The sequence below is a fragment of the Kosakonia sp. YIM B13588 genome, from assembly GCF_042788165.1.
Classification (GTDB): domain Bacteria; phylum Pseudomonadota; class Gammaproteobacteria; order Enterobacterales; family Enterobacteriaceae; genus Kosakonia; species Kosakonia sacchari.
In genome coordinates this window covers 1-26,113 of record NZ_JBHZPO010000007.1, presented here as the reverse complement: position 1 = coordinate 26,113, position 26,113 = coordinate 1, and the positions used below count along the sequence as shown (strand labels likewise).

21 protein-coding genes and 4 pseudogenes are annotated in these 26,113 nt (G+C 47.8%); 9 read left to right on the top strand and 16 right to left on the bottom strand.

Translation table 11 applies throughout. The features are described from left to right. Window positions 1–92: 92 nt before the first annotated feature. Window positions 93–518: a GNAT family N-acetyltransferase gene (locus tag ACFX4U_RS13365; protein WP_313506491.1), complete on the bottom strand. Its 426-nt coding sequence runs from the start codon at window positions 516–518 to the stop codon at window positions 93–95. A gap of 207 nt (window positions 519–725) precedes the next feature. Between ACFX4U_RS13365 and ACFX4U_RS13360 the strand changes: the two genes are divergently transcribed. Together ACFX4U_RS13360 and ACFX4U_RS13355 are read left to right on the top strand one after the other, a co-directional pair. Continuing rightward, window positions 726–1,403 carry a hypothetical protein gene (locus ACFX4U_RS13360; RefSeq protein WP_305736875.1) on the top strand — a complete coding sequence of 226 codons (678 nt, stop codon included), beginning with the start codon at window positions 726–728 and terminating at the stop codon, window positions 1,401–1,403. 166 nt (window positions 1,404–1,569) lie between these two features. Further along, window positions 1,570–2,499 (top strand): LysR family transcriptional regulator, encoded by a 930-nt coding sequence (locus ACFX4U_RS13355; protein ID WP_313506490.1) that lies wholly within the window; start codon window positions 1,570–1,572, stop codon window positions 2,497–2,499. On the opposite strand, the gene ACFX4U_RS13350 is transcribed toward ACFX4U_RS13355, so the two are convergent. From ACFX4U_RS13350 to ACFX4U_RS13325, 6 genes are all read right to left on the bottom strand, one after another. Further along, the gene (locus ACFX4U_RS13350) at window positions 2,470–3,948 is read right to left on the bottom strand and encodes a succinate CoA transferase (RefSeq protein WP_313506489.1); all 1,479 of its coding nucleotides are present in this window, start codon (window positions 3,946–3,948) and stop codon (window positions 2,470–2,472) included. The two genes, ACFX4U_RS13355 and ACFX4U_RS13350, sit on opposite strands and share 30 nt — an antisense overlap. A 15-nt stretch (window positions 3,949–3,963) precedes the next feature. Next, entirely contained in the window at window positions 3,964–4,749 is a 786-nt protein-coding gene (gene scpB, locus ACFX4U_RS13345) for a methylmalonyl-CoA decarboxylase (protein ID WP_313506488.1), read from the bottom strand. A 12-nt stretch (window positions 4,750–4,761) separates the two neighbouring features. After that, complete coding sequence (gene meaB / locus ACFX4U_RS13340; RefSeq protein ID WP_313506487.1) at window positions 4,762–5,760, bottom strand: methylmalonyl Co-A mutase-associated GTPase MeaB; 999 nt, start codon at window positions 5,758–5,760, stop codon at window positions 4,762–4,764. Then, window positions 5,753–7,897 (bottom strand): methylmalonyl-CoA mutase, encoded by a 2,145-nt coding sequence (gene scpA, locus ACFX4U_RS13335; RefSeq protein ID WP_313506486.1) that lies wholly within the window; start codon window positions 7,895–7,897, stop codon window positions 5,753–5,755. Before scpA ends, meaB begins: the two co-directional genes overlap by 8 nt. Before the next feature lie 165 nt (window positions 7,898–8,062). After that, entirely contained in the window at window positions 8,063–8,260 is a 198-nt protein-coding gene (locus ACFX4U_RS13330) for a hypothetical protein (RefSeq protein ID WP_305736880.1), read from the bottom strand. A gap of 151 nt (window positions 8,261–8,411) precedes the next feature. Then, on the bottom strand, window positions 8,412–8,636 hold the full coding sequence (locus ACFX4U_RS13325; protein ID WP_200551424.1) for a hypothetical protein: 225 nt from the start codon (window positions 8,634–8,636) through the stop codon (window positions 8,412–8,414). Between the two features lie 933 nt (window positions 8,637–9,569). On the opposite strand from ACFX4U_RS13325, the gene ACFX4U_RS13320 reads away from it, so the two are divergent. From ACFX4U_RS13320 to ACFX4U_RS13305, 4 genes are all read left to right on the top strand, one after another. Then, window positions 9,570–10,037 (top strand): Hsp20 family protein, encoded by a 468-nt coding sequence (locus tag ACFX4U_RS13320; RefSeq protein ID WP_305736881.1) that lies wholly within the window; start codon window positions 9,570–9,572, stop codon window positions 10,035–10,037. 271 nt (window positions 10,038–10,308) lie between these two features. After that, window positions 10,309–10,479 (top strand): YnfU family zinc-binding protein, encoded by a 171-nt coding sequence (locus tag ACFX4U_RS13315; RefSeq protein WP_216848957.1) that lies wholly within the window; start codon window positions 10,309–10,311, stop codon window positions 10,477–10,479. A 542-nt stretch (window positions 10,480–11,021) separates the two neighbouring features. Then, on the top strand, window positions 11,022–11,348 hold the full coding sequence (gene iraP / locus ACFX4U_RS13310) for an anti-adapter protein IraP (RefSeq protein WP_017455729.1): 327 nt from the start codon (window positions 11,022–11,024) through the stop codon (window positions 11,346–11,348). A 510-nt stretch (window positions 11,349–11,858) separates the two neighbouring features. Continuing rightward, the gene (locus ACFX4U_RS13305) at window positions 11,859–12,089 is read left to right on the top strand and encodes a hypothetical protein (RefSeq protein ID WP_086871229.1); all 231 of its coding nucleotides are present in this window, start codon (window positions 11,859–11,861) and stop codon (window positions 12,087–12,089) included. A 610-nt stretch (window positions 12,090–12,699) separates the two neighbouring features. On the opposite strand, the pseudogene ACFX4U_RS13300 reads toward ACFX4U_RS13305, so the two are convergent. From ACFX4U_RS13300 to ACFX4U_RS13290, 3 pseudogenes are all read right to left on the bottom strand, one after another. After that, a pseudogene (locus tag ACFX4U_RS13300) lies at window positions 12,700–12,988 on the bottom strand (IS3 family transposase); the annotation flags it as partial. Between the two features lie 351 nt (window positions 12,989–13,339). Continuing rightward, window positions 13,340–13,456, bottom strand: a pseudogene (locus ACFX4U_RS13295) (transposase); the annotation flags it as partial. Beyond that, window positions 13,453–13,695: pseudogene (locus tag ACFX4U_RS13290) on the bottom strand (ArdC-like ssDNA-binding domain-containing protein); the annotation flags it as partial. The pseudogenes ACFX4U_RS13295 and ACFX4U_RS13290, both read right to left, overlap by 4 nt. A gap of 643 nt (window positions 13,696–14,338) precedes the next feature. Here ACFX4U_RS13290 and ACFX4U_RS13285 point away from each other — a divergent pair. Further along, the gene (locus ACFX4U_RS13285; RefSeq protein WP_380218163.1) at window positions 14,339–14,992 is read left to right on the top strand and encodes a hypothetical protein; all 654 of its coding nucleotides are present in this window, start codon (window positions 14,339–14,341) and stop codon (window positions 14,990–14,992) included. Continuing rightward, the gene (locus ACFX4U_RS13280; protein WP_380218165.1) at window positions 14,989–16,245 is read left to right on the top strand and encodes a hypothetical protein; all 1,257 of its coding nucleotides are present in this window, start codon (window positions 14,989–14,991) and stop codon (window positions 16,243–16,245) included. Before ACFX4U_RS13285 ends, ACFX4U_RS13280 begins: the two co-directional genes overlap by 4 nt. A 126-nt stretch (window positions 16,246–16,371) precedes the next feature. Here ACFX4U_RS13280 and ACFX4U_RS13275 read toward each other — a convergent pair whose 3' ends face one another. The 4 genes from ACFX4U_RS13275 to ACFX4U_RS13260 form a co-directional block, all read right to left on the bottom strand. Beyond that, window positions 16,372–17,349: a hypothetical protein gene (locus ACFX4U_RS13275; RefSeq protein WP_380218167.1), complete on the bottom strand. Its 978-nt coding sequence runs from the start codon at window positions 17,347–17,349 to the stop codon at window positions 16,372–16,374. Further along, window positions 17,346–18,455, bottom strand: a complete 1,110-nt coding sequence (locus tag ACFX4U_RS13270; protein ID WP_380218169.1) for a DUF3696 domain-containing protein — start codon at window positions 18,453–18,455, stop codon at window positions 17,346–17,348. Before ACFX4U_RS13270 ends, ACFX4U_RS13275 begins: the two co-directional genes overlap by 4 nt. Further along, a complete protein-coding gene (locus ACFX4U_RS13265; protein ID WP_380218171.1) occupies window positions 18,448–19,575 on the bottom strand; it encodes a DUF262 domain-containing protein in 1,128 nt (375 codons plus the stop codon). The genes ACFX4U_RS13270 and ACFX4U_RS13265 overlap by 8 nt, the downstream gene beginning before the upstream one ends. Window positions 19,576–19,703: 128 nt before the next feature. Continuing rightward, window positions 19,704–20,306 (bottom strand): site-specific integrase, encoded by a 603-nt coding sequence (locus tag ACFX4U_RS13260; RefSeq protein WP_380218173.1) that lies wholly within the window; start codon window positions 20,304–20,306, stop codon window positions 19,704–19,706. Window positions 20,307–20,591: 285 nt separating this feature from the next. On the opposite strand from ACFX4U_RS13260, the gene ACFX4U_RS13255 reads away from it, so the two are divergent. Continuing rightward, a complete protein-coding gene (locus tag ACFX4U_RS13255) occupies window positions 20,592–21,620 on the top strand; it encodes a hypothetical protein (RefSeq protein ID WP_380218175.1) in 1,029 nt (342 codons plus the stop codon). A gap of 227 nt (window positions 21,621–21,847) precedes the next feature. On the opposite strand, the gene ACFX4U_RS13250 is transcribed toward ACFX4U_RS13255, so the two are convergent. Both ACFX4U_RS13250 and ACFX4U_RS13245 read right to left on the bottom strand, forming a co-directional pair. Beyond that, window positions 21,848–25,471 carry an AAA domain-containing protein gene (locus tag ACFX4U_RS13250; protein WP_380218181.1) on the bottom strand — a complete coding sequence of 1,208 codons (3,624 nt, stop codon included), beginning with the start codon at window positions 25,469–25,471 and terminating at the stop codon, window positions 21,848–21,850. Window positions 25,472–25,801: 330 nt separating this feature from the next. Further along, a pseudogene (locus ACFX4U_RS13245) lies at window positions 25,802–26,113 on the bottom strand (hypothetical protein); the annotation flags it as partial.

Genomic DNA, 26,113 nt, shown 5'->3' with positions numbered 1-26,113 from the left:
AGAGTTTGTACAAACCTGCATGAATGAGAGGGTTATTGTACAGGCATTCGGCGAATGCCCGTGATGACCGAAAGGCGGTTCGCTTGAGCCTCTTAAAGCTGCTTGCGCAGGAAAACCCGGCTGGTTCCCTCAGGCAGACAATCGATACGACCAAACTCTTGCCAACCGTTCTTTTTATAAAACTCTGGAGCCTGGAAACTGATGGTGTAAAGGAAACCGGAGATGCAGCCGCGCTTTCGCCCTTCCTCTTCAAACTGCCGCAGTAGTGTTTCGCCAAGACGTTGCCCACGAAGCGCTGGCGGAAGATAAACCAGATCAATAAACAGCAGCCCCAGTGAAGTACGGCCAATCATCCCGCCAATGACTTCACCGGTATTCGCATCTTTAACCAGTACACTCAAAGGCTTACGATCGCTTATACCGGTGATCTCATCATTAAAGGCATTCAGGCCTTGTTCCACCGGGAAAAAATTGGCCGCGACTGCCTGATCTGAAACGCTGACCACATAATTTGCCATGCCTTTCTCCACACGAAAGCACTCATAGATTCCTTGATTTGCACCAATAAAGATGAAAATTCAGTGCTAAATCCCCGCTAAAGCTTATTTAAATCATGCCGTTATCTTAACTAACCACTTTTTGCTCAAGTCAGGCCCCCGGCGTATTCACTAACAGAACCGGTCCGCTGGATTAAACGTTGTAAACGGAAAAAAGAAGGAAAAAAAGTGAAAATTAAAGCATTAGCGCTCAGCGTACTCTCTGTAGCCCTGCTGGCAGGATGTGCGGGAACCAGTACGCACCCGGTAAAAGCCACCAACGGTACAACACTTGAGGTTGCCACCATTTTTAGCCCACTTGAAATGAATAACAATCGCTACCCGGATGTGAAACTGCGTGAAGTGAGCCCCGCCCATGCTGGCACCGGCATGGGGCTTTCGTTACTCAGCGCAGCACTTGGCGGCGGAGCAGGCAGTGGTGATGCCTTTGATAAAAATAGCTATAAAGGCAACGCGATAGATTCCATGCCGGAACCGACATCGCGCTATTTAAGCCCAAAAGCTGAAGTGAAAATTCGCGAATGGCTCGATAAACAGGGCGGTAATTATGTCTACAAACAGCCGCTGTATATCGCAGCAGCGCAGTGGTCGCTGGTATATACAGATATGTCTGCGGGAAACAGTAATTATGATCTGGCCTACCGCGTGCTGTTCTATAAACGCGCAGAAGATGGCAATGTGCTGAGCGCTTTTGTGAGAGCAGAATGTGCGCCAGCGGTGAAAACCGCGCCGCTGGCCGACTGGCGGGCGAATAATTACCAAAAAGTGACGCAAGAAACGCAGAAAATGATGGATGCGTGTCTGCTTGAACTGGAAAACCAGTTGCCACGACTGCTGAAGAAATAATCTGAAAAAGCCGCAAATAACTGCGGCTTTTCTTCCACTCTGCATTGATGCCTCTGGTTCGTGCCAGACAGCAGTGCTATACCATTGCTGGCAGCAATAAATAGCATGCTAATGATGACACGGATGGCCATACGTATCGGTTATTGAGTCAGAGAGGGATTTTCAGATGAGCAACTCTATTTTTATTTCCAAAAGAATGCGCAACTTCATTTTACTGGCGCAGACGAAAAGCATTGCCAGAGCGGCAGAAAAAATACACATGACCGCGTCGCCGTTTGGCAAAAGTATTGTCTCGCTGGAAGAGCAGATTGGTTATCCGCTCTTTACCCGCAAAGATAACAGTATCCGTTTGAATAAAGCCGGGCAGGAGCTTTATCAGAAACTTTTCCCGGTTTATGAGCGCTTATCAGCAATTGAAAATGAGCTTCACTCTTCCGCCCTGCGCTCACACAAAATCGTTATTGGCGTCGACAACACCTATCCGACCATCATTTTCGATCAACTGCTAAGCCTGGGGGATAAATATGACAATATCAGCACGCAGGCCGTCGAATTCAGTGACAACGGCGTGATTGATGACCTGCTTGGCCACCAGCTTGATTTTATTATTTCTCCCCAGCAGGTTTCCCCGCGTGTTCTGGGTCTGGAGAACCTCGCTGCCACCGAGTTGCCTCCGCTGCGTCTGGGATTTTTAGTTTCCCGACGCTATGAGCAAAAACAGCCACAGGAGCTACTGCGTGAACTCCCGTGGTTGCAGATGCGTTTTCAGAACCGCGCGAATTTTGAAGCCATGCTCGATTCTCACATGCGCCCTTGCGGGATCCACCCAACCGTTATCTACCGGGCCTACAGTTTTATGGCGAAAATCAGCGCGGTGGAACGCGGGCAGTTTCTTACCGTGATCCCCTATTTCGCCTGGCATCTGGTTAACCCCACCACATTGCGATATTTCGATGCGCCAAACGGACCGATGTATATGCAGGAATACCTGTATTCGTTGAAAAACCATCGGCACACCGCCGAAGTCTGTCAGTACATTAATGACGATCGCGACGATTCGTGCAATTTAGCCGAGCATCGATCCTGTGTGCAGTAAATTCGTGTGCAATTCGAATACGCGACTAAGATCGTGATGAAGATGCCCGCCTGGAGCCGTTTCCAGATAGCGATGAAGGTAATCCCGATAGAGTGGGTGTGCGCAATTATCAATAATGGTGCGGGCGCGCTCAATTGGCGACAACCCGCGCAGATCGGCGATGCCCTGCTCCGTAATGATCACTTTGACACTATGCTCGCTGTGATCAACGTGGCTGCACATCGGCACAATGGAAGAAATTTTTCCTTCTTTGGCAATCGAGGGCGCCATGAATACCGACAAATAAGCATTACGCTCAAAGTCTCCGCTGCCACCAATCCCGTTCATCAGGTTAGCGCCCGCGACGTGCGTTGAATTGGCGTGTCCGTAAATATCAAACTCCAGCCCGACATTTAGCGCTATGACCCCAAGACGGCGGATAATTTCCGGGTTATTGGAAATCTCCTGCGGTCGCAAAACAATACGCCCGGCGAAAAAATCCATGTTGTCGTATATGTTACGCAGCGTCTTGTCGGAAACGGTCAGGCTGGATGCGCTGACACCGAGGATTTTTCCTGCGGCAAGTAAATGCGCTACCGACTCCTGCAACACTTCGGAGTACATCATAAATGCCGGGATGTCGGGGCTTTCCCCGAGCCGCGCCATCACGGCATTATTGATATTGCCCACGCCGCTTTGTAACGGCAGAAACTCGCGCGGAATACGCCCCTGCGCCATTTCTTGCAGCAGAAACGTCACTACGTTGTCGGCAATTTGCTGGCAGACAGGTTTTGCGCCATCCAGCACGTTACCGGCATCCGGTAATTCAGTATCCACCACCGCCACAATCTTTTTGGGTTCCACCTGAACATAGTGCAGGCCAATCCTGTCCAACGCACTAAAAATAGCGACACTGTGGCGATACGGCGGCGCGCCGGGCGTGGCGATATCGGCGAGTTCAGCCACCCGCGGGCTGTGGTAGTGATTAAGCTCAATGATGATTTTTTTCGCTTTTCTAAGCCAGGTCGGCGCGTTGCCAATCCCGCTGGAAAGCCATATTTTGCCATCGGATGTCAACGCAGAGGCTTCGATCACCGCGATATCAATATCGCCAAAAAAACCGTAGTTCACCATCTGGGCAACTTCACTCAAATGCAGATCAACAAACTTAATTTGCCCCTGATTGATTTTTTGTCGCATTCCCGTTGCGGACTGATACGGCGCGCGCCAACTGACCGCGTCCGCCTCCGATAACGCATCATCAGCCGCCGCGCTAATGGACGCGCCGGTCAGCAAACGGATTTGAAAAGGTTGCTGCAGTAGATGTAGCTCCCGTGCCCAACGTGCGATGGCGGCGGGAAGCGCTTTGGGCGAACCTGCTGCAGTAAAACCACTAAAAGCCACCATCTCATCGTGCTGGATGATTTCTGCCGCTTCGTCGGCGCTCATCCGGGGCCAGGGTTGTTTCATTATCGTCTCCGTTAATCAGCGCCCAAGAAAGTTTGGCTTACGTTTTTCCATAAACGCGCTCATCCCTTCCTGATAATCCCGGCTGTCATAAACGGCGCGACGCATACCCTGAATACGTTCAAACTCGTCCGAATTCATGGTATGTGCTTCGCCAAGCACGCGTAGCTCTTCTTTAATTACCGCGATGGCAAGCGGTGCTTTCTCCGAGATCTGATGCGCCATCTGCAAGGTGAAATCTTCCAGCTCGCTGGCGTCGACAACATGGTTCAAAATGCCAACTTCCCGCGCCCGCTGCGCCGTGATGGGTGCCGCAGTGAAAATCAGCTCTTTAACGATATGGAACCCGGCGTCGCGCGTCAGGTTATGGATACCGACCAGGTTATAAGGAACACCGAGATTAACGGGCGTCATAGAGAAGGTTGAAGAACTGGCGGCAATAATGAGATCGGAACTCATGATCATTTCAAAAGCCCCTCCCCAGACGCTGCCTTCCACCATGGATATCACGGGCTTCGGGTATTTTTGAATCATGCGGGTAATCTGGCGTAGCGGGTCGTCATAAGAGAGAGGATCGCGCCGCCCTGAGGGTAACTCGTGTATATCATGCCCGGCGGAGAAGACTTTCGCGCCATGCGGCGCGCGCAGGATCACGCAACGGATCTCCGGTTTGTTAAGATCCTCCAGCGCCCGCATCAAATCATCAATAAACACCTTGCTAAGCGCGTTAAGTTTGCGTGCGTAATTAAATTCGATAACAGCCACTTTTTGCATAATGGTTACAACCACATACTCGTACGACATATCAATTCCTTTTTACTGTGCAAAATAGTGATGCTGAAGGTATTCACGGATGTGCTGTAAGCCCGTGCGCGGCGCTTGTTGATGATTTTTCACCTCATCAAGCGTTTGGTTAAAATCTTCACGGAAAGCGCGGTGGGCATAAAGCTGGCGCATCGCCTCTTCTTCCACCTGTTTTCGTAGCCACGTCACCGTCTGCTGCTGACGCAATAACGGGAGATGACCACTTTTTGTCATCACATCGTAAAAAAGAACAATTGCCTGCCAGACATCCTCTATGCCACGCTTTTCCAGTGCGCTACAGCTCAACACCGCTGGTCGCCACTGCGGATATTTGCGATGAACGATAGCAAGCGCGCTGTCGTAAATTTGCCGGGCAATGGCGACTGCCGCGCGGTTGTTGCCATCATCTTTATTGATAACAATGATATCGGCCATTTCCATGATGCCTTTTTTGATGCCCTGCAACTCATCGCCACCACCGGCGATTTGCAGTGAAACGAAGCAATCGACAATGCTTGCGACCTCCGTTTCAGACTGGCCAACACCCACCGTTTCCACTATCACCACATCGTAACTAGCGGCTTCGCACAGCAATATCAATTCACCGACGTGCGGACTGATACCGCCTGTAGCACCGCCGGAAGGCACCGGCCTAATAAATGCCGCGTCGGCTCTGGCCAGTTCCGTCATACGGGTTTTATCACCCAATAAACTGCCGCCGCTGAGTGGGCTGCTGGGATCGACCGCAATAACCGCTACTCGTTTTCCCAGGCCAACGAGTAGCATGCCGAAGATGTTGAGAAAGGTACTTTTCCCGGCACCGGGTGTACCGGTGATGCCAATACATATTGCCCTTCCCGTCGCTGGCAAAATCGTGTCCAGCAATTGTTGGCTCAACATTTGATGTCGTGAAAGCTGGCTTTCCACCAGCGTCATGGCCTGAGCGAGCGCGACACGATCCCCCGCCCGCAAGCGACGGATTGATTCATCAAGGGTTTGTGCATTAATCATGGCGCTGGCTAATCCGCATCAGCACATCGCGCACACTTTCAAGCATCGGTGTACCAGGGCCATAAATCGCTGCCACGCCACGTTCACGCAGGAAGTCATAATCCTGTGGCGGGATCACGCCGCCAGCAATGACACAAATATCCTCACGGCCATATTTCCTTAATTCGTTAATCAATTCAGGAATCAGCGTCTTATGACCTGCTGCCAGCGACGATGCGCCAACAACATGCACATCATTTTCCACGGCCAGCCGGGCAATCTCTTGCGGTGTGGAGAACATAGGGCTGAGATCGACATCAAAACCCACATCGGAGTATGCGCTGGCTATGACTTTTGCCCCCCGGTCGTGCCCATCCTGCCCCATTTTCGCAATCAAAATGCGCGGGCGACGACCATGCTCAGCAAGAAAGTGTTGCGTTTGCGTAATGATGGCGTCGAATTCAGCCGCCGCTTCGCTGTCCTGCTGATAGCTTTGCGTGATCACCCCCGTAACGCATTGGCTGGGAACCAGGTAACGGTCAAACGCCGCTTCCAGCGCACTGGAAATCTCGCCAAGCGTCGCGCGCAATCGTGCGGCATGAATCGCCGCAGCAAGCAAATTTTCGTTGTGTTGGGCGGCATGGGTCAGCGCGGACAACGCATCGTGAACGGCAGCGGAATCACGCGTGGCGCGGATCTGCTCAAGTGCGGCGATTTGCTCGTTACGCACCTTCACATTGTCGATTTCCAGTACCGGCGTTACCGCTTCTTTATCGAGCTTGTATTTATTAACACCGACAATAGTGCGTTTCCCCTGGTCGATAAGCGATTGCTCGCGCGCGGAGGCCTCCTCAATCATGCGTTTTGGCAGCCCAGATTCGATAGCCTTCGCCATCCCTCCGGCATCATCGATCTGGCGGATAATTGCCCGCGCCTCTTTTATGATTTGATCGGTCAGAGATTCAACATAATAGGAGCCTCCGAGCGGATCGACGGTACGACAAATCTCCGCCTCTTCCTGCAAGATAATTTGCGTGTTACGCGCAATACGCGCCGAAAAATCCGTTGGTAGCCCCAGCGCTTCATCAAACGCATTGGTGTGCAGAGATTGGGTACCGCCAAGCGTCGCCGCCAGCGCTTCAATAGTGGTGCGAACAATGTTGTTGTAGGGATCCTGTTCCGTCAGGCTCCAGCCGGATGTCTGGCAATGAGTGCGCAGCGCCAGCGACTTCGGATTGGTCGCGCCAAACCCACTAACGGCTTCACTCCATAAATAACGGGCGGCGCGCAGCATGGCGACATTCATAAACAGATCCATGTCTATACCGAAGAAGAAAGAGAGGCGCGGCGCGAAGTCATCAATTTTCAGGCCTGCGGAGAGCGCGGCTTTTATATAATCAATGCCGTCCGCAAGGGTAAACGCGACTTGTTGAATACAGTTAGCACCCGCTTCTCCCATATGGTAACCGCTGATGCTAATAGTATTAAATTGCGGCATATTGGCAGAGCACCAGGCAATAATATCGGCAATAATCCGCATTGATGGCTTAGGTGGGTAAATATAAGTATTGCGGCAGAGATACTCTTTTAAAATATCATTCTGAATAGTACCGGTTAATTTTTCAGGAGAAACACCCTGTTCTTCCGCTGCAACAATATAAAACGCCATGATAGGTAAAACCGCACCATTCATCGTCATCGATACCGACATTTTATCCAGCGGAATACTGTTGAAGAGTATTTTCATATCTTCCACGGTATCGATAGCGACCCCCGCTTTTCCTACATCGCCCGACACGCGCGGGTTATCCGAGTCATATCCCCGGTGAGTTGGCAGATCAAATGCAACGGAAAGCCCTTTCTGCCCGGCGGCGAGATTACGCCGGTAAAACGCGTTCGACTCTCTGGCGGTTGAAAACCCGGCGTACTGGCGTATCGTCCACGGTTGGGCGGTATACATTGTGGCGCGCGGCCCGCGAGTATAAGGCGGAAACCCCGGTAGCGTTCCGGTGATTTCCAGCGCGTTCAGATCGTCAGGAGTATATAAAGGCTTAATCGCAATGCCCTCTGGCGTCAGTTTGACCAGCGACTCAACGCTTTTTCCCTTACGGCTGAGCTCTTTATTCGCGACTTTTCGCCAGTCAGTCATTGTAGCCATACATATCTCCGTTATTCCAAATCAATAACTCACTGGGCAGAAATAGTAATTTCCACTATCAGCGTTGTCGCCAGCAAAAAAAGACCTGCAGCAATTCATTTTTTGCCGCAGGTTATATTCTGATTTTTATCACGCACTAATTAATAGAGCGGGAACGTCGCTTATTTAATATTTATTGGAAACAAATCGTTCAATTTTTTCCTGTACATGCTCATCAGGATTTTCTGCAATATCGCCAGCGACATGCCGTATATAGTGATTTTGCCCGGAAAGTTGTGGGAAAGCGGGTGCCGCCGAACTGGCAGTAGAGGCGAACGTTAAAAGCAGAAAAAACCAGGCCACGCTTAACTTTTTTCCCATCATGCCTATACCTTTCAAGAGAGAGTCAACAGGCAACATACTGAGAGAGAAAGCGTCAGTAAGTGTCAGGGATGTTCAAACCTGTCCCGGTAGTTGTAATCAGTCGTGGGAAATGAAGCCAGAGGAAACAAAAAACCGCCCTCAGGCGGTAGGTTTACAGGTCAGATTCTAACGCATCCTGAATCGCATCGGCGAGGGTGGCGACCTCTTGCGAAACGTTACGTAAATCCATCTGGCTACGAATGCCCGAATTGGCCGTGGTTGCAGAAACTGCCGCCTTTGAAATTTCCAGCGCTGCCTGTACAGCTAATAAGCGCTTTCTGTTTTCTACCGCCTCATCCCCTGTCGCCCCATCAAGATCAAAATACCCTTCTAACATTACCTTCTCCTTCGGGTTTACCAGCAAAGACCAAGCATACACAGTTGAGCGAGAGGATGAAAACGTAAACGCGTTGCGAGCCGCCTCGTAAAACGACGTTATGGCGAGTATTTGAAATACACAGTAGGCGCGCGTTAAAAGGAATTATCGGGCGGGAGAGAGGATTTTTCAGTGAGCTTAGTGAAAAGATACGTGTCGAGTGGCCGCAAAAAATGAGGATAAAGAGTGCGATTACAACGCCGGTGAGTGTGCCGGTTATCCATTTGCTCTTTATGCCGGTTAAGAAGAAACATTTATAACATTAAGCGATAGCTAAAATCCGGGCAAAAAAAACCGCTCGGACAGAGCGGCAGAAGAACATCACCAGGGAAAATAGGGTTAACGATGATAGCGCGTTAACTATAGTTACTTTCTGTCGCTCTGCCAGTTCAAAAACCATTAATTAAACCAATCACATAGAGAGCCCACACCTATCAGAAATCGATTACAAATGAGAATAATCTCATTGCCAGTAAAGTAATAATTAGCAAACTAATAAACGTAACGAATATGCATTTGCATCCCTCAGGAGCAGCCCGGATTTCCTATTCCTGAGGGTCTTTTCTTAACAACGTTAATTATTCCCCTTTCCATTGAAATGAAATAGGTTATATCCTGCTGAACGACCCACTCTGTGGCTAATGTAAAAAGCCGAGCGGCAGGTGTACGTTTGCATTGACAGTTTCTTTTCCCTTCATATTACAGGCTCGTTATTTCCTGCATCCCAGCAGCCATTTCATGTGTACTCAACCACGCAGTTCGCCACTTCGATACAGGCAAAATTTTTTTATTTGTGGACTTGAAAAATGTGTTGAAGGAATTATTTATATAAGCGGACAAGCAAAGCTTGCCTTTAAGTTGAACTTTTGAATTGATTATTCAGGAGGTTAAGTTATGGCACTCAAAACCTTGTCAGCACTCCCCGGTTTTACTGACTCTGTTTTTGCTGACCGTTTCAATCGTATCGACCGGCTTTTCAGCCAGTTAACTGGCGACTCTCCGGTGGCATCATTACCTGCTTATGACCTGAAAAAAGTCGATGCAAGCAATTATCAGCTACACGTAAGCGTCCCCGGCTGGAAAGAAGACGAACTCGAAATCGAGACCGTCGGCGGGGTACTAAATGTTTCCGGTAAACGCGCGGAAAATGAAGCCCATGATGAGCAGGGCTGGATATACAAAGGTATTCGCCGCGCGGATTTCCGTCTGAGCTTTTCGCTTCCGGAACATACAAAAGTGAGCAACGCAAAACTTGAAAATGGCATATTGCTGGTGTCCATTTATCAGGAAATTCCCGAGAGCGAAAAACCGCGTAAGATTGCCATTGAAAATACGCAAAAAGCCATTGAACATCAGGCTTGATAGCTTTTCCTCTTCCTCTACGGCCCGCGCATGCGGGCCTTTTTCTTATCCTGTTCCTGATACGCTGCCTTACCGACACGTATAAACGCGAAGAGATGCTTTTCGCAGAATGAGTAACCAGCTGGACGTAGTTGGAATTCATTACTGTGACACCCCCATCATCAAGCGGCAAAATGAAAAAGCCACACGATTCAGGCGCGGTGAAAAGGATTACGGGCAAAATGCTCAGGGATAGTGTATGGTTGCAGGCCATTTATCAGGATAATACTCTATGCCACAACGCAAAGACTCAAAAAACAATCGCAACTTCCTCACCAAATGCACCTGCCCTCACTGTTCACAACAGTCAGAACACAGCTTCTCCCGAGTCCAGAAAGGCGCCGCGTTAATGTGCCCGCACTGCAGTAAAATCTTCCATCAGGACAAAGCCGCTTTCGCTTAAAACCGAGCTATGTTGAGAAACCGGTCGAAATATCAAGGCCGGTTATCGAACTGGGCGTTCCTGACAATGAACGCCACGGCAAATATTTCGACCTGAATCACGCCAGCATAATTGTTCTTAAGTAACCGTTGATCAGCATGCGAAGAAGGATTGCCTGGGTAAAGCCGCAGAACTGCCCTAACACTTCAGCAACCGTTCAGTCGTTACCCTCATCAACGGTGAAGGTCACAAGCTGACACCGAAAAAATCATCAGTCAGCACCGATCACAAACACCTCGCTCATTTTAAGGCACATAGAATGTGCTTTTAATGGTGTGGCCTCAGCCGTAATAACCCCACATCAATGGCTGGCGAACGGCTGTGATTGCCATGCGCACTCAGTCCAATGTCAAGAAATCTATAAATATCAATGTATTCAGCCATAAGCTTGTCCAGTCTGATGCTGAAAGGATGTATAACCACAACAAAACTATTGATCCTTCATTATAGAAATCTCGACCATAATATATTCAGGGGTGATGCGGCTAATAACAGGGGCACTTATGAAAAACTTAATACTCGGTGTGATTGCAAAAATCTCGAAAATGGATGCGGAAGCCAAGCTACTTGCAGCCAAAGTGGAAGCTCAGTCTTTACTTATCGGGGCGTTGATGCTGACACTTGGCAAAAACGGTGGCATGAATGAAATGCTTGATAATGTAAAAAAAGCGATTAACGCAGCGCTTGATGCGGCTGATATTCCGCTGAAATCAGATGCAGAACTACTTATGAATGAATTTAACAATCTTATTCAGTTAACTCAGTTGCTTGAAACAAACGACGCTGAAATTGATATAGAAGCGTTAAAGGGCGCGTCCGATAAAATTTGACGCAATGCGGTTATTAATCATAAGGCTGGAAAGGTAAACATCCGGCCTTTTATTTGCGCGGCTACCGTACCATCTCTTTACCCTAAAGTTTGTCATGAATCCAATGCACGACAGGGTCAGCCACAATGCATAAAGCCTGCATATGACCCGCTTTTTCATTGCCACCCGGCAGCGAAGCCACTCAATCAGTTGGTAGCATAGATCCCTTGCGATCAGTGAATCGATGGCTGATGTTTCGATTCGCTCGCGGAGAGTGAAATCATCCCACAGAGCAGGCTCAGCATGTCTGCGCTGGAAACATCGAACATGTCAATGGTGATGCAATCTTGCCGTCTGGCATCAATCCAGGCTGATACGCCGTCCTAATGTTATCCCGATCCGGTTTGGCCCTGGCGCCACTGGTTTTATTTGCCTAACTGAACGATATTAAATATTCACATCACACCGATATTCGCGACAGAACATTTCTTGTTTGTCGGTGAGCACCACAGTATTTCTTAAGGAGAGGTTATGAAGCCAGTAGAAGACGCGATTAATGACCTGCAGTGTCGTGCTTTAGCGTATGAAATCATTTTTCAGTCCATTTGCTCAGAGTTGCCGCAAGTGTTCATCGAGAAAGCCGTAGAGAACATTGAGCTTAACTTCAAAGCATTTGAATCTGGCACGCATTCTGAAGCAGGGAAAGCAAAGCTCGAAGCGGCGAAAGCTATTGCCTCAAGGATTATAGGAGCAAAGATTTAACCTCTCTCCCAGACGTGCTCCTGAAGTGGAGGGGAAGTCATCATCATTTCTCCTCCACTTTTTCCATTGCTTCGTTGTCGCGGTTGTTATGGTCAGAAAAGTGGGCGCGCGCACCCAAAGGCAGGGAAAAGGCCTGATGCTTCACTCACCCGACAGTTCTGAAAATGAACGTCCACGATAGTCGCGCATGGCAGTCTGAACGCCATCTAGCATTTCCAATTTGATACCTTAGACATATAGACGAACGGGTTAATACAGTCCGGGGTTCCGCTAGCTGTTATTCGGAAAATGGAGGGATGGGAAAGTAGCCATAAAGGCGAGCCGTGTTGAGATTTATACCTGGCCCGTTACCTGACCTTGCATCGTGACGGGTTTTTCTTTATTTGCTTCTAACTCGTTGATTCGTAATGGTCCCTACAGGATTCGAATAGATGACCTTTTCCCTTTGTTATTACTAGTTTTTTATTTGTTCGAAAAACGTCGGAGCCCCCAATTAGGCCCCCAAACACATTTCGCTGAGAACTTAAGCGATTTCGAATCGGTAGAATTGTAGCTACTAATTACCTTACCGCCAACATCCTAAGATAATGTCTGCTGACGATGTCGTTCATCGAAATATTGCAATGCTTTCGAGAATACGCATGACCTGAACACCTAGAATCCAGAATGCAGTGGTGATCATCAGGAGCTTTTTAGTAAAATAATCCATACAGGTCAGACAATTAATCCGTCGGCCGCTGACGAGTGCATCCATGGCAAAATCCATCGACCAGGTCAGGTTCGGTGCATCCGGGTGCAGAAGTGGAAGCCGCTCAGTCACCAGCCCCTTAGCGACGCCGTCTGCGTTTTACCCTCAGGCTATTAAGATGATAAATGCGGTATACCCGCTTGTCGTCTAATCAGTCAATATCAGGATCAGATGGAGTCTTTGTTGTCTACATAGTCATTTTTTCGATGTTACAACATGTTGCAAGACGTCGTCTTCATTCCTGTGTGATGTCCGCAAGGCTTTCACCCTGCAAAGCGAGTCCCGAAATTGAAGTTTAAGACGATCTCTGTTTGATTTGATTATGATTTTTTACTTTTTAATTTACCGCACTAAACTGCCAATTATAAAAATACCTTAATTTTCAAATGATTATAATCAATGTTGTGAATTTTCTAGCCAGAGCAACAATAACTTTTTTATAGCCCATTCTTTACCGTAGTCCATTTGCTCATATGGTCAGACTTGTATCAGTGCCATAACAGGTCAATAGGCAGGATGCTGCTTCGTAGATAAGTGTGCGCGTCATTCTGTTGCCCTGTTTTGAAATTCCCCCATTCCTGTCTACCTCACCAGATTGGTACTTTTTGGGCGTTAAGCCGCGCCGATGGCGTAGTTGGAAGGTAAACCGGACATTCCCGTTACGCGCTGCCACGGACACGCCCAGGGCTTAATGCCTGTTTCCAGTGTGCTAATGATGCTATCGGTGACGGTCTGATAAATGTCGGTTTTGGTTTTAGAAAATTTCGTTTTTGAGGAGCCTGGCTGGTCCAGCTGGGATACGCTGGTCGCCGCTGAGGTGTTAGTGGCGCTGGTCTGGGTATGCAGGAAAATAGACATGTTTTTTCTCCGTCAGTGGTGTGATTTTCGTCTTCGTATCGCCTGGCGGTTCGCTTTCCGGGCGTCGTTCCGGCCAGCAAGGGGCGCAGAATGCGTTCACTTCACCCTTGCAGGACTGGTTGTACCGGGAAACGATTAACCGGAAGCGAATACGGGAACGGAACGCACACGGAAGAAAAATCTGCCACTGCATAGCCGGGCGTAGCTCTCCTTGCTCCGCAGCGGTGAAAAGTAGATTGGTAGTAAATGAGTCGGGGATTGGTACTGACAGGAACTTCTTGTTGGCACCGAGATCTCAAAGATGTATGGAAGTAAAGAGGATCTATTGATCAGGAAACTAAACTGGATGCTGATTTTACAGACGCAGGGGAAAGATACTGCAATGGGTAAGCAATAGTAAAAGGAGCGGATACAGCAATCCAAGCCATATGTACCTTAACCTCTGTCAGGATATTCATTTATCTCTTTGTTTTATTCGTGAGCTGTCCGTAAAATAAACATCGTCGGCATTAAAATCACTGCGCAGACAGTACCCGAGGTCAAAGTTAGCTCAAGTGGTGGCAGCACAGCAGCGAAGTATAAGGATAAACGTCTAAACAGGTCTGTGATGCGATTCGTCACGAAATTAGTGGGGCAGAATGGTATGAAACATTCAATTTCAACTAGTAATGGCTACGTCTACCGGGATGCACTCCGCCTTTTGTTCATTTTAGTAAGGGGAAGTGAGCCCCTAGGACAACCTACCGATGGCTGGGATCGCGTATTTTTAGGAGAAAAACGTGCGCTGGCCATTGATTTCTGGCTTCGCTATCCAGACTACCTCGCAGACCAACTACTAAATATATACTCACAGACTCTCGATATATCGGTTCTTGACGCCGCTAAACATATTTTCGATGAGGATGAGCCAGACATTCGTCTTGTCAGAATGATTCGCTGGCGCAGAGGGGCCTTTGACAATTTGCAAACATCATTGGCGGTGTTAGGGTACAGAGGGCTCGCTCGTTCAATGAAACGCAAGCTACCAACTGGCCATTATCAGTATGAATATTTGACCGGCTCTCTGGCTCGCTCTTTCTTAAATGAAGCTATCGCTGAATATCCAGAGCTTTCTTGGTATGAAAAGCAAACTCAACTTGCACTTTTAGTAGCAAAAAATAAGAGCGGAAGCGCACTAAAAGATATGCATTACGCAGAGGATGAATATGCCACAACACCATATGGAGTAACCATCCCCTCTATTAAAGATCGTGTATTAAAACGGATATCAAATATTAGTGAACAGGAGCCAGCATGACTGAAAAAAACACCTGCATAAGCATCAAGGAATGGCATGCGGCTATTACAAAACGAGCGGGTTCAGAGCCTGAGAAAGTGATATCTATTCTTGAAGAACTGAAAATTCGACCAAGACCGGTTCTGCCACGCGCTCGAACACTGAATTTGTTATCCATTCAAATGACGGGGAAAAAGTGTGAAAAAAACCAAGAAACACCGTTTTCATTTGAGTGGTCTGGGCTCTCAGATGGACTATGGGCTCTCCTGTCAGAGGGAAATTTCAAAGGGAAATCCAGCACGTTAGCTGTATTTCGTGCTGCTATACAAGGAAGATTTCCAGGTAAAATCAAGCTCGATGTCTGGAGCTGGATTGCTAATCTAAAAATACAGTTCAAAATCGACGATACCTCCTATGAGATTGAATTGCAAAAACAGCCCACAGAAACCGACGAGAATAAGGCAAAGGCTTCACTGGTTCGCATTATTGGCAATATAGCGCTCCCGCTCTATAAAGGTTTGGCTGGAGAGGGTCTGCGTATAGCTATCGAAAATGTTTTTATGGATGAACTCGGGTTTGACCATTTTCATGCTTATAGGTCTAATAAAAATACGGTAGTAGAACACGGCTGGACCGCACTTTCCTCGGCACTATTCGTGACTGGACCAGGACCGGCCATATTCGGGGATCATACCGAGGATGGCCTTCCATTGCGCCTGATCCAGATGTTTATAGGTTTGCCTTGGGTGTCCACCTATACAGCTATTTCTACTGCCTTAAAGAAAGCCAAAAGTGAATACGATAAAACTCAAAGCAGTAATCTGGCGGATAACTTTAAGGTTTCTGAACGAATTAAATCCCTGCAAGAAGAAAAAAAGAAAAAGGAATTCGAACTATCTCAATTACCCGATCGTAACCACATACGAAAAGAGCTCAGTTCTTTAGATTACAAATTAACGCTAGAACAAGAGAAAATCATAACATTACGAAATGAATTTAATAAAGCCCAAGCTCTTGTTCAGGATTCTACAGTTGCTCATGCCGAAGCACGGCGAATGTTACAGCAAGCCAAGGATGAGGCTGCTGCTGGTTATGTTTTCCGCAAACTTCAACCTGTTTGCTGTCCTGCGTGCGAAGCAAAACTGCAACTAGACCGTTTCTCTACCCATATTCTTCAGGCATGTGGTGACCTGCTCCCCGTTGAACAACACAGATTGTTCCACACCTGGACACAGAAGGAATTCATGCTCGGCAAGGTCTGTAGTGAGCGATGAGCGGACATTGCTAACACCCTTTTGAGTGAACTAATAGGGGCTGGTCATAACGGGTATAGCGTTTTCCAAGTGCGCAAGGCTTTGCCATACAGAATGGAGCTAAGTTATTCATTAATCTCCTTCAATTCACAAAGTTAAATGCGGCCCTAAATACGCCACATATATCCGCTGATTTACTGCGTCAGCATAAAAATGTAGGCGGTAACCGTCAGGTAGTTTTACATGATTCTCGCAATAGACCTGCCGTCCATCATCTAACCAAAATATGCGCTCTTTCTTCTTTTTGGGAGCATTATTTACACTGTCCGATTCACCGCTAACTTCAGCTGCCAAACCCAAATCTCTTAAATACTCATGACGGTACTCTACATACTCACCTGAAAGCCATTTCTCACTAAACGACTCCAGCACATTTAGCGCATCTCGCGCCTTGAACAAGACATCTTGCCTAGCAGACCAACCTTGTAGACTTGTACCAATTTGATTTGACAATAAAGTGAGATGAGGAAACAAATCTGCTCTTTTCAGCCAGATATCCTTAGCGGAACTTAACAACGCATTACGACGTTGTTTGAGTTCATCACCATGCACACCCAAGCTCGCAGAATCACTCAGATTTAAAATCGTTTCATCCCTTTGATCTGGTATTGCATCAAGCTCGAAAACCCATACTTTAAAATGGCTATTTGTCCAAGCAGCCAAAGCCGTAAAACTGGCAAGAAAAGTTTCAAAATAAAACGCTGCTAATAGCACCGGTTTACCTGAATCTTCCCCTGGCAAGCCAACTTCTAATACATCACCAAAACTTTCAATATCCACGGTTTCAAAGAGAGGCTGTTTCGTTTCAAGAGACTTTAGAAATCGGCACCAATCCGCAAGTTCTGCTACTTTGCTTGCAGAGGCAAGCCAATTGCGCACAAAGTATCCGTTAGCCAGCTCCAGCCCCATTAGCGACTTGTCTTGATCTTCATCGACTAGCAAAATTTTCAGCCCAGCAGTTCGGCAAACCTTAAGAACAGTAAAGAAAGCCAATAGTCCTTCATCTGCATCCTCTTTGCTGGCAAATGGCAAAGAGTGATGGTTCAACACAATTCCATTATTCATAACAGATGATCCAACTCCTTATCCCATTGGTCAAAGAAGCCTTCCGGCCAGCAGTCTATTCGTCCCTCATCATCAATATTGGGGTACATGACTTCTGAGGCGTGAATGGAGTTATGAACATCTCGCTGCAAGAAAAAGACTTTGACATCGTTAGCTGCAACCACTTTCTGCTTCACCGCAACCCGTATGCCGTTGAGAAAATGATCAGAATGAGATTCAACGATTAATTGCACGCCATTATTGGCAGCAATAGAACACAATTTACCCATCAAGGATTGCCCAGCGGGGTGCAAGTGTGATTCTGGGTTTTCAATAATCAGCAAATCACCTTTTGCCGCACTTAGTATACTGGTTACGACAGGTAACACATAACTTAATCCAAACCCCACATTCTGTGGTTTAAAGTCTTCGGTTGTGTCTTTCCCTTGGTTAAAAGAGTAACTAAGGCTCACCGAATTAAACTGAGGCTGCGCCACTGCTTTGATTTTTAACCCGGGCGTAATATCCGACATCCATGCTTCAATATTAGAAAGCAAAGTCCCTGAAACAGCCTTTTGATGGCGTAACGCTTCTATTTCCAAGTCTTTAGCGCCATTAACCGCAATAAAATGAACCGCAAATTCACCATGATGGCCAAGCGATTTTAAATCACGAATATGAAACTCAGACAACTGGTGATGACTTTGCGGACCTAACCTATCGGCACATAAATACTGAAAATTAGAGTTAAATAAGCTTAGCGATTCTGGATCACCCTCAATACCCGATTTACGCAGCGGCAGCAGATCTGAGTCATGTTGATAATCAAACTCAAACCGTGTTGGCTGTTCTTTCTCGAGCCATTTAATGGTAAAAATAATCTCTTCTTGTTCACTAAAACTAGAGAGCGCGTCTTTACCCGTACCGATATTGACATAATCACCATTTAACAGCAAACCCTTGGTTTTAAGGGTATTGCGTTCATAAGACTGCCTTAAAAGCAATAAGCTTTGCACAAGCGTTGATTTTCCCATGCCATTAAGGCCTGAGAATAGATTCAGATTACCCAGTGGAAAACTAGCATTTAACAAGGTCTTAAAGTTTTGGATATTAATAAACTCAATCATTAAGCATCTCTTTAATCAACGCGTTGACTTTTTCGTAGCGTATTTCCACATGCTCTTTTCGCTGAGTGGAATAGCTAATAACATTAATAAACTCGGCATCTTCCAATAACGTCTGTACCTTTTCTTTAAACTTTGGTTGATTATAAACCAAGCGGCTAAACTCGTTTTCAGTTAATTTCACCAACATAACCATCCAGACTTCAAATAGTGTTGCATTTTTTGACCGTCTTCTTGATGCAGGATTTTTTTCAAACCCCTTTTCTCCTAACAGCTGGTAACAACGCTCTATTGCAGTTGAATACCTAGCTTTAAACTCTGCACGGTAGACATCATCGCCTTTTTTGATGTCTTCCATGGCTTTATCTAAAAACGAGGAAATTTCCTTTTTGTTTTTAGGGTCTAAATAATCAAAGCGATGGAATGCCCAGAATCGCAATACCAGTTCCTGATCCTTCATACGTTTGGAAAGGTCACCTAGCATGGCTTTCGAGCATGCTGAATTGGCTAACTCTTCGAGCAATTCTCTGTCTCGTGGCTTAGCGAGCGCATTACGGATCTCTTGATTATTTAGAGTTAAGCCGCCTGTATTGATCCGGCGAAACACCGAATACTTAACATCCTCAGGCGTACCCGGCTTAATCATGTACACAGTAACAGGGCATTCTTCAATACGGCGCTGATATTGACGATGCAATTTATCGAAGGTTTTACCATTGAGGTCTGTTAAGAATTCCAGCCCATTGAGACGAAGCTTTTTATCTAACACAAACTTGCGAATCGTAGATAACCGCTGTAAACCATCCACAATTAGCCAATTATTTTCATCGGACGCATCAAAGTAGAAAGCCGGTAACGGGAACCGAATCAAAATGGATTCGATTAACCGGCTCATCTTGCGGTTATCCCATAACTCCGCATGACGCTGAAAATCGGTATTCATGTCGATCTCATTGTGCTGAATTCGCTTAATCAAGGCATCCAACGACTTCGGTTCAACGACGATATCAATATCGGTCGGGTTGAACGGGTGCATCACCTCATCAAGCAGTTCCGGCTCTTCATCTTCCGTACCTGGCGCAACCAATTCTTCATCAAGCTCGGTTTCTTGATAATCAACCATGTGCTTCCCCTTTTATTAATCGTGTCTTACCCGTAAGCAACTCTTGTATCATACCTTGTTTGATTTGGCGGATTCTACCTAGCTACTACCGCTTTTGGCACAGGGCTGCTGTTGCAGCCCTGACAAACTTAGACTTCGATCGATTCAGAGATCTCTAATGCATCATCGACTTCAATGCCCAGATAACGGACTGTGCTTTCCAGTTTCTTATGGCCCAACAGAAGTTGGATCACCCGGAGATTCTTGGTTTTCTTGTAGATTAGGTAAGGTTTTGTTCTTCTCATGGAATGTGTGCTGTAAAGCGAATCTTCGAGACCAAGCTTTTCTACCCATCCATGAAAAATTCGGTTGTATTGCCGGGTTGATATGGGCTGGTTAGTTCCGACTCGAGACCGAAACAAGAAGTCTTTACTATGCAAATTGCCAAGCTTTATCAATGCAGCAACAGCTTCTCTTGTCCCTTTGGTTATCTCAAATTGCACAGGGCTACCGGTTTTCTGTTGCAACACCGTAGCTCTGCTTGAAACAGAGCTACCATATGCAACATCAGATACTTTGAGTTTGACCAGATCACAGCCTCGTAGCTTACTGTCCAAGGCCATATTGAACAGAGCTAAATCGCGCGTTTTACCTTCTAGTTCAAGTCGGATTCGTATCCCCCACATATGAGATATCTGAAGTGGTCTTTTTTGGCCGATGATACGGTCTTTGTTCCACGGTGACGTGTTCATACTCAAATCTCCTGCAATGTGGGAGATTTGAGTATGGTTGTCCCTAATGAGCGATCTGCGGACATCCTGTGGACCAGGTTTCTAGCCCGACTGCGCTAACCGGCAGCTCCGGTATGCTTTTTTCGGCCTTTGGGGCTGTCGGCAGGGGCCTGATGGCTTAGTTGAGACTAAAGATGTAGGGATGCCAACTAAGGAATTATGAAAATATCAGGGCAGCAATGGTTTGCGAACCGTCTGCTACTGAATCTATAGTTAGGTGATTTTTTTAACGTGATAGGGCGTTTTATGACTCGCGGAAACTTTGATTTTATAAACTCTAACGTGGCCTACTCAGAATCCGATAAGTCATGGTGGATAGATCTCATAAACACCGATTGCATTTGGTATGATATGATGATTAATCCTCCCGATGATATCAGAACAAATAAGATAATAAAAAACTATCTCAGCACCATCGAGAAACATGTGAGGGAAAACTGTGAAAAGAGATTTGTTTATTTCTTAGGTTCAAGAAAGAAAGTGAGGTTTTCAACCAAGAGGAAGCCTAGGTATAACCCTTTCACAAAAAATGTAGTATTCACTCTGTTGATTGGCAAAGAAGAACGAAAGTTTCGTGTAAAATATTTCTTTCGCAAGCTTACGCAGGATGGGGAAATAAAGATAACGCCAAATATTAGAGTAACTGAAAAGTTTCTCTACATTGAACATGAAGATGGCAATTCATTTGTGATTTCAGTCCATGACTTCGTGAAAGAAAATTACATCGATTTAGGCATCCATACTGAAGTGCATTACGTAGGATATACACGTCATCCGCATAGACGTCCTGTTGATTTCATTCACCGTGGCTTATCGAAGATGCTGTATAGTGTTTCAAATGACGATAATGATTTTTTTGTTTATTTTAGTTTGTTTAATCCAAGAGTTATATCTCTGAATAATAACTACAATATAATGTTTAATATTTCAAACTCTCAATTGGATGAGATTGAAGTTGATAATGAAGGTAGGATTATTGAAAACTGCTTCATACGCTACTTTGACCCTAAGCTTCAAGATGATGACAAGGAAAGCAAAAGGTCAGATTTAAATAAAATGTTTATGGATTTAGTGAAAAATAAAAAAATTAAAAAAATATCTGTAAATTTTCAATATGAAATGGACAATGAGTACTTCTGCTTTTACTCTAAAGTTGTCCCACCGCAAACTGATCATTTCTTTGTGCTGGATTTCGCTGATGACAAGGTCAATATTGATAGGGACCAGGATATGACGACTCAGATGGCATTATACATGGGAGATTATAATTATTAATCTTTTCGCCTGATACCCACTCAAACTCTGTTTTGTCGCATCCATTACGGATTGATATTAATATTCAGGGGTAAGGGCTATCAGCGAAATGCATACTCTGCAGACTGGTCATGAAATACTGTTGTTAGCTACATCCGCTTCTGGCACACAGCTGTCGGCCCGTTACGGAGATAAGTTGAAGATTAGCCGCGATGCACCCTCAACAGCGAGGGTCGCCTCGGAGATTGTTAGGTTGATTGCGCCAATTGCCGCTGCAAGACCTGCAGGCTAGTTCCCGCCCCTGCCCATGCTGCAGCAGAGCCGATCACATATAGGTTTTGCTTGGCGCGTGAGACGGCTACATTGATTATGTTTGGCGGGCTTGCCGCCCACTGACGCGCCCTTTGTTGGCTAGCTTTCGGTGCACCCAGCAACAGGATGACCGTGTCCGCCTCTCGACCCTGGAACGTGTGGATCGTGCCTATACGATCGCGGCTCCACTCATCTAATTTTACGCCGAACGCCCGCAGCAGATCAGTCTCAATGTCGAGACGCCGACGCATGTTCTGCTCCACGATCTTGAATGGTGTGATGATAAAGACGTCCGGATTTGTAATGCCCGATGCAGCCAAATCTTTGAGCAACTGCACAACCGTGTCGCCCTCGTCAGGGCACCACTTTGTCTCGGCATCGCCATTGACGTCGATCCAGCGAGATCGCCCCAACACCGAGCCGATAGGTCCAGGCCTTTTGGGCCCGACAACATGGACCATCTGCCCGGCATAGGCGATGGAGTTAGAGACATCGAACATTGGGTTCTGACAGCGCCTGTGAACGAGGAGTGGTAGCCCGACTTCTCGATCACCTACGTCCATGACGAAGGTGGATTTGAAGCGCGATGCCTGATCAGCAAGGGTCTGCGTAGATGCTGCGGGAGCAGACCATTCGATTTGGTCAATGTCGAAGAACTTGCAGATTTCGGCATTCAGCTTTTCAGGAAGTGAAACCACAGGTGGGATTTGCAACGGGTCGCCTACCACGATGGAGCGCTTTGCCCGCATGATAGCTCCAACTGCTGCCTGAGGAACGGCCTGGCCCGCTTCATCAACCAGAAGCCAGCCAATACTCTCTGGTGGCAGATCCCCGAACATCGTCCGAACAGAGGCGAACGTCGTGGACACAGTCGGCACAACCATGAAAAGGCTCGACCAAAGATCGGGGAGAAGTTCACGGTGAGCGGGGGATTTGAAGGCACCAGCCACCATGCCCGACATCAATAGCCCAAGATTGTGTTGCAAGCGGCTGGCAGAAGCATCGATGAATGTTTTATGCACAGCGAGGGCGGCGGCGAACAGATCCTCACGCAGGCGATGAACCTCGTCGGGGAGCCATGGCGCAGTCAGGTGGATAGCCTCGTGCTCGCGCTCGAAGAATCTCTCATCAACGACCCTGTCTCCCATGCGGTTTCGTGCCAGTGCCTCGGTTGCCTTCAATTTCGAGACCGCCTGACATCTGCTGGAAATTTCCTGGTCGAGTTGTTGCAACTGGGACTGAGCATTGCTCCACTCAGTCCTTGCAATCTCCAGGGCATCGTCCGTATCCTTCGCAAGTAAGACTGATTGCTGCAAGGTTGCCGAGAGCTTCTGCAGTGTCGATCTCCACGATTTCCAGGTCGCAGTCCCGAACAAGCGGGAGAAGAACCCAGGACGGCCAGCAAGATGGCTATCGAGCAAGGTCTTGTCCTGCTCGATCTGCGACTTTGCCTTCTCATGCTCCCGATGGCAGGATTCAGCAATCTGGTGTGCCTGTCCGACGGCTTCATTCAGGCTCGGGCGACGCTGTTTCAGCCTTTGAAGTTCGGTGGTAGCTCCCTTGAGCGCCCGGATATCACGGCGCATCCCTTCGATGCTGGCGATTTCGGCGTCTACCGTCTCCTTAAGCTTAAGGAATGCGGTTCGCGCTTTCCGCCAGGCCGCAGCAGCGTCCGCTTCGTTGGTGCTGGGCCGCTCATTGACGACCACGCTGGGCATCACGCGATCAATGATTGCTCCAGTTCGTTCGTCCTTGATCTCACGCATAACGTTTATGCCGCGAGCTGCTTTCAGGTAGGTAAGGAAACCACCGTCCTCATTCCACCAGAAACCTTGCTGGAACGCGCCTCGGTTGCTGCTCTTACCGAGTGCAGCGGCGATCAATCCCCAGGTTTCGATAGGATCGGAGAGGGTGTCTCCCTCGGCTTCGAAATAGCCAGCGCGTTTAGGGTTCGCGATCAGATCGCTGATGGATCGGAAGTAGGCGCTCTGTTCATGGCGACCATTGGCTTCCTTGAGGGGAAGTTCTTTGCTGACGTTTTCGACCGCTTTATTATTGGAGGACGCTACGACGATCTCATGGCCCTTCAAGGATGCATGTAACCTGTAGAAGTGCAGGAAGGCATTGGCGCCGAATGCCAGCTTCTCGCCTGTTGTGGAAAAGGCATCCTGAGGCTTGTCGAAGCCGGACATCGCCGTAGCCCGATCGAGAATACAACCAACGACGATATCCCGCAGAAGAGTGGTCTTTCCGGTACCCGGTGGCCCATTGACGCCGATGATACCTGGTGCATCATTCAGCTCAGCACGCGCCGCATTCACGGCTGCCTGTTGAAGCAGCACCAATGGATGGCCGCCTTTCGAAGGCCAACGAGCCTGCGGCATGAGCGACGGTGCGACGAACGGCTCAACTGCTGAAATGGGCGACAGCACGTCGATTTTCTCGTCAGGCCTGCCAATTCCCATGTAACGCCGCAAACCGGTTCCGGCCTTGCCTGTCTCGATCAATTTGGCTGCTTCACCGAGATCTTCAAGATAGAAGGAATTCAGTAACGAAGGTTCAGGCGGCGCCTTGGCCTTGAAATGATGAAACACCTTAATCGCGAATGTGGGTGGCTCAACCAAATGCTCGGGTACACCGAATTGAGACACAAGCCATTCGTAAGCGTTAAGAACGACATCCAAATCGATCGGTATGGGTTCTCCATCCTCGTTGTGGCGGCGAACCATTCGATCCAGATGCTCGATAATGCGCGGCTCAATATTCGGCCAATTCCCTAAGCTCCCAAGCTTCAGATCGAGAGCCGGCTTGAGTGCCCAGGCAAAACTGGAAACGGCGATGCCTTTGTCCTCAAGCACATAACCTTCCTTGTCGATCAGGATCGAGCCGATGGCCGCTTTCTTACCGTCCGGGCGTGAACGCTCCTCATCCTCGCCAAAAACCTTGACCAGTTCGTCCGTCGCCTTGTCGAGAGCGATGGCGCCGAGGACAACCTCGAAATAAAGCTTATGGTTGGGCTTGCTGCGGGCATTTGGTCCCCACGGAACGCCTCGCTCCAATAGAGCAATCCTGGAGCGGTCGCCGGTTGCCATATCTTCTGGGCGCTTATAGCCTTGAGGCGACAGCGCCTCGAGGGCTGTCCATGCTGCCAGTATCGCGCGCGTATCATTCGCCTTACCTGTTGGAGAGAAAGACGGGAGCGGACCCAGGTCGATTTTGTCGTTGCCGAATGGCTGTCGCATGGCAGAGTCTGGGCTAGTCTTCGGTTGCAGTTGCAATACCGCTGCAGGCGCATCGCGGGGCGCAACCTGGGAAGATTGCGTGGACGGTGAATCGGGATGACGCGCTGATGGACTGGAACCTGACATGGAGACCACGCTGCGACCGCTAAGTGCGGTTAGGGCTTGCTCGATTTTTGTCGTCAGCGTCCGCGCTTTGGCCGTGTTGCGGAAGGTCAGCTCGTTCAACAGCCGTTCAAGTTCACTGGCATTGTTGCGCGACCGCTCAAAGATTGCTTCGAGATCGAAGATTGATTTTTGCGCATACTGCCTTGTCGTCATTTCTTTCTGCTGCTCCATAATCTCATCAGTGGATGAGATTTTATGCTAATTAGTTTGATTTCTTAAACTGTTAACTTCCGCTCTTGGCACGGAGCGGAAATGCCAGTAGGACTTTGGGGGCCGCTGTGAGCGCTCGGCGGAAGCTGGCAACGGTTCTGACCAATGATGATGGAATTGCTAAAATCGCGGTGCGTTAATCAGCGGGGAGCAAGTCATGATAGCTGGAGAGAATTTTTTCATATCGACCTCGTGATTGTGGGTGAAAGTCACCCACAATCGGTTGTGTGATTCTCTATTCGAGATATAGTGCTCGAACATACATGTTTGATTCTATTCTCTTATTCGTGCATGTGGAGGGCAGTGTGTCATTTCACTGTGTTGCCAATGTAGAACGCCTGATCCTTTGGGCTTGATGCTATATGCCCCGTCAAATTCGGCATCTGACTGAATTACATAGGCTGTGATATCGAATCGCTTCAGACCGTGCTGCGCGCGTAAATTTATCAAGTCACTCCAGGTTATAACGCCATGCTCTTTCAGTTCGTTATCTAGCAACGTCACAATGGATGCAGGGATTTGGTAATCCTCGACCTGACGAAGCGTATGCCGAAGACTCATGACTAACCAACCCCATCCACGGGC

Bases quoted from the DNA above. Each gene is read 5' to 3' on its own strand.
- ACFX4U_RS13315 (WP_216848957.1), top strand. From the start codon at position 10,309: ATGCCACAACGCAAAGACTCAAAAAACAATCGCAACTTCCTCACCAAA.
- ACFX4U_RS13365 (WP_313506491.1), bottom strand. From the start codon at position 518: ATGGCAAATTATGTGGTCAGCGTTTCAGATCAGGCAGTCGCGGCCAAT.
- ACFX4U_RS13255 (WP_380218175.1), top strand. From the start codon at position 20,592: ATGACTCGCGGAAACTTTGATTTTATAAACTCTAACGTGGCCTACTCA.
- ACFX4U_RS13305 (WP_086871229.1), top strand. From the start codon at position 11,859: ATGAAGCCAGTAGAAGACGCGATTAATGACCTGCAGTGTCGTGCTTTA.
- ACFX4U_RS13260 (WP_380218173.1), bottom strand. From the start codon at position 20,306: ATGAACACGTCACCGTGGAACAAAGACCGTATCATCGGCCAAAAAAGA.
- iraP (WP_017455729.1), top strand. From the start codon at position 11,022: ATGAAAAACTTAATACTCGGTGTGATTGCAAAAATCTCGAAAATGGAT.
- ACFX4U_RS13250 (WP_380218181.1), bottom strand. From the start codon at position 25,471: ATGACGACAAGGCAGTATGCGCAAAAATCAATCTTCGATCTCGAAGCA.
- ACFX4U_RS13330 (WP_305736880.1), bottom strand. From the start codon at position 8,260: ATGATGGGAAAAAAGTTAAGCGTGGCCTGGTTTTTTCTGCTTTTAACG.
- scpB (WP_313506488.1), bottom strand. From the start codon at position 4,749: ATGTCGTACGAGTATGTGGTTGTAACCATTATGCAAAAAGTGGCTGTT.
- ACFX4U_RS13325 (WP_200551424.1), bottom strand. From the start codon at position 8,636: ATGTTAGAAGGGTATTTTGATCTTGATGGGGCGACAGGGGATGAGGCG.
- ACFX4U_RS13265 (WP_380218171.1), bottom strand. From the start codon at position 19,575: ATGGTTGATTATCAAGAAACCGAGCTTGATGAAGAATTGGTTGCGCCA.
- ACFX4U_RS13280 (WP_380218165.1), top strand. From the start codon at position 14,989: ATGACTGAAAAAAACACCTGCATAAGCATCAAGGAATGGCATGCGGCT.
- ACFX4U_RS13320 (WP_305736881.1), top strand. From the start codon at position 9,570: ATGGCACTCAAAACCTTGTCAGCACTCCCCGGTTTTACTGACTCTGTT.
- ACFX4U_RS13355 (WP_313506490.1), top strand. From the start codon at position 1,570: ATGAGCAACTCTATTTTTATTTCCAAAAGAATGCGCAACTTCATTTTA.
- ACFX4U_RS13285 (WP_380218163.1), top strand. From the start codon at position 14,339: ATGAAACATTCAATTTCAACTAGTAATGGCTACGTCTACCGGGATGCA.
- scpA (WP_313506486.1), bottom strand. From the start codon at position 7,897: ATGGCTACAATGACTGACTGGCGAAAAGTCGCGAATAAAGAGCTCAGC.
- ACFX4U_RS13275 (WP_380218167.1), bottom strand. From the start codon at position 17,349: ATGAATAATGGAATTGTGTTGAACCATCACTCTTTGCCATTTGCCAGC.
- ACFX4U_RS13270 (WP_380218169.1), bottom strand. From the start codon at position 18,455: ATGATTGAGTTTATTAATATCCAAAACTTTAAGACCTTGTTAAATGCT.
- meaB (WP_313506487.1), bottom strand. From the start codon at position 5,760: ATGATTAATGCACAAACCCTTGATGAATCAATCCGTCGCTTGCGGGCG.
- ACFX4U_RS13350 (WP_313506489.1), bottom strand. From the start codon at position 3,948: ATGAAACAACCCTGGCCCCGGATGAGCGCCGACGAAGCGGCAGAAATC.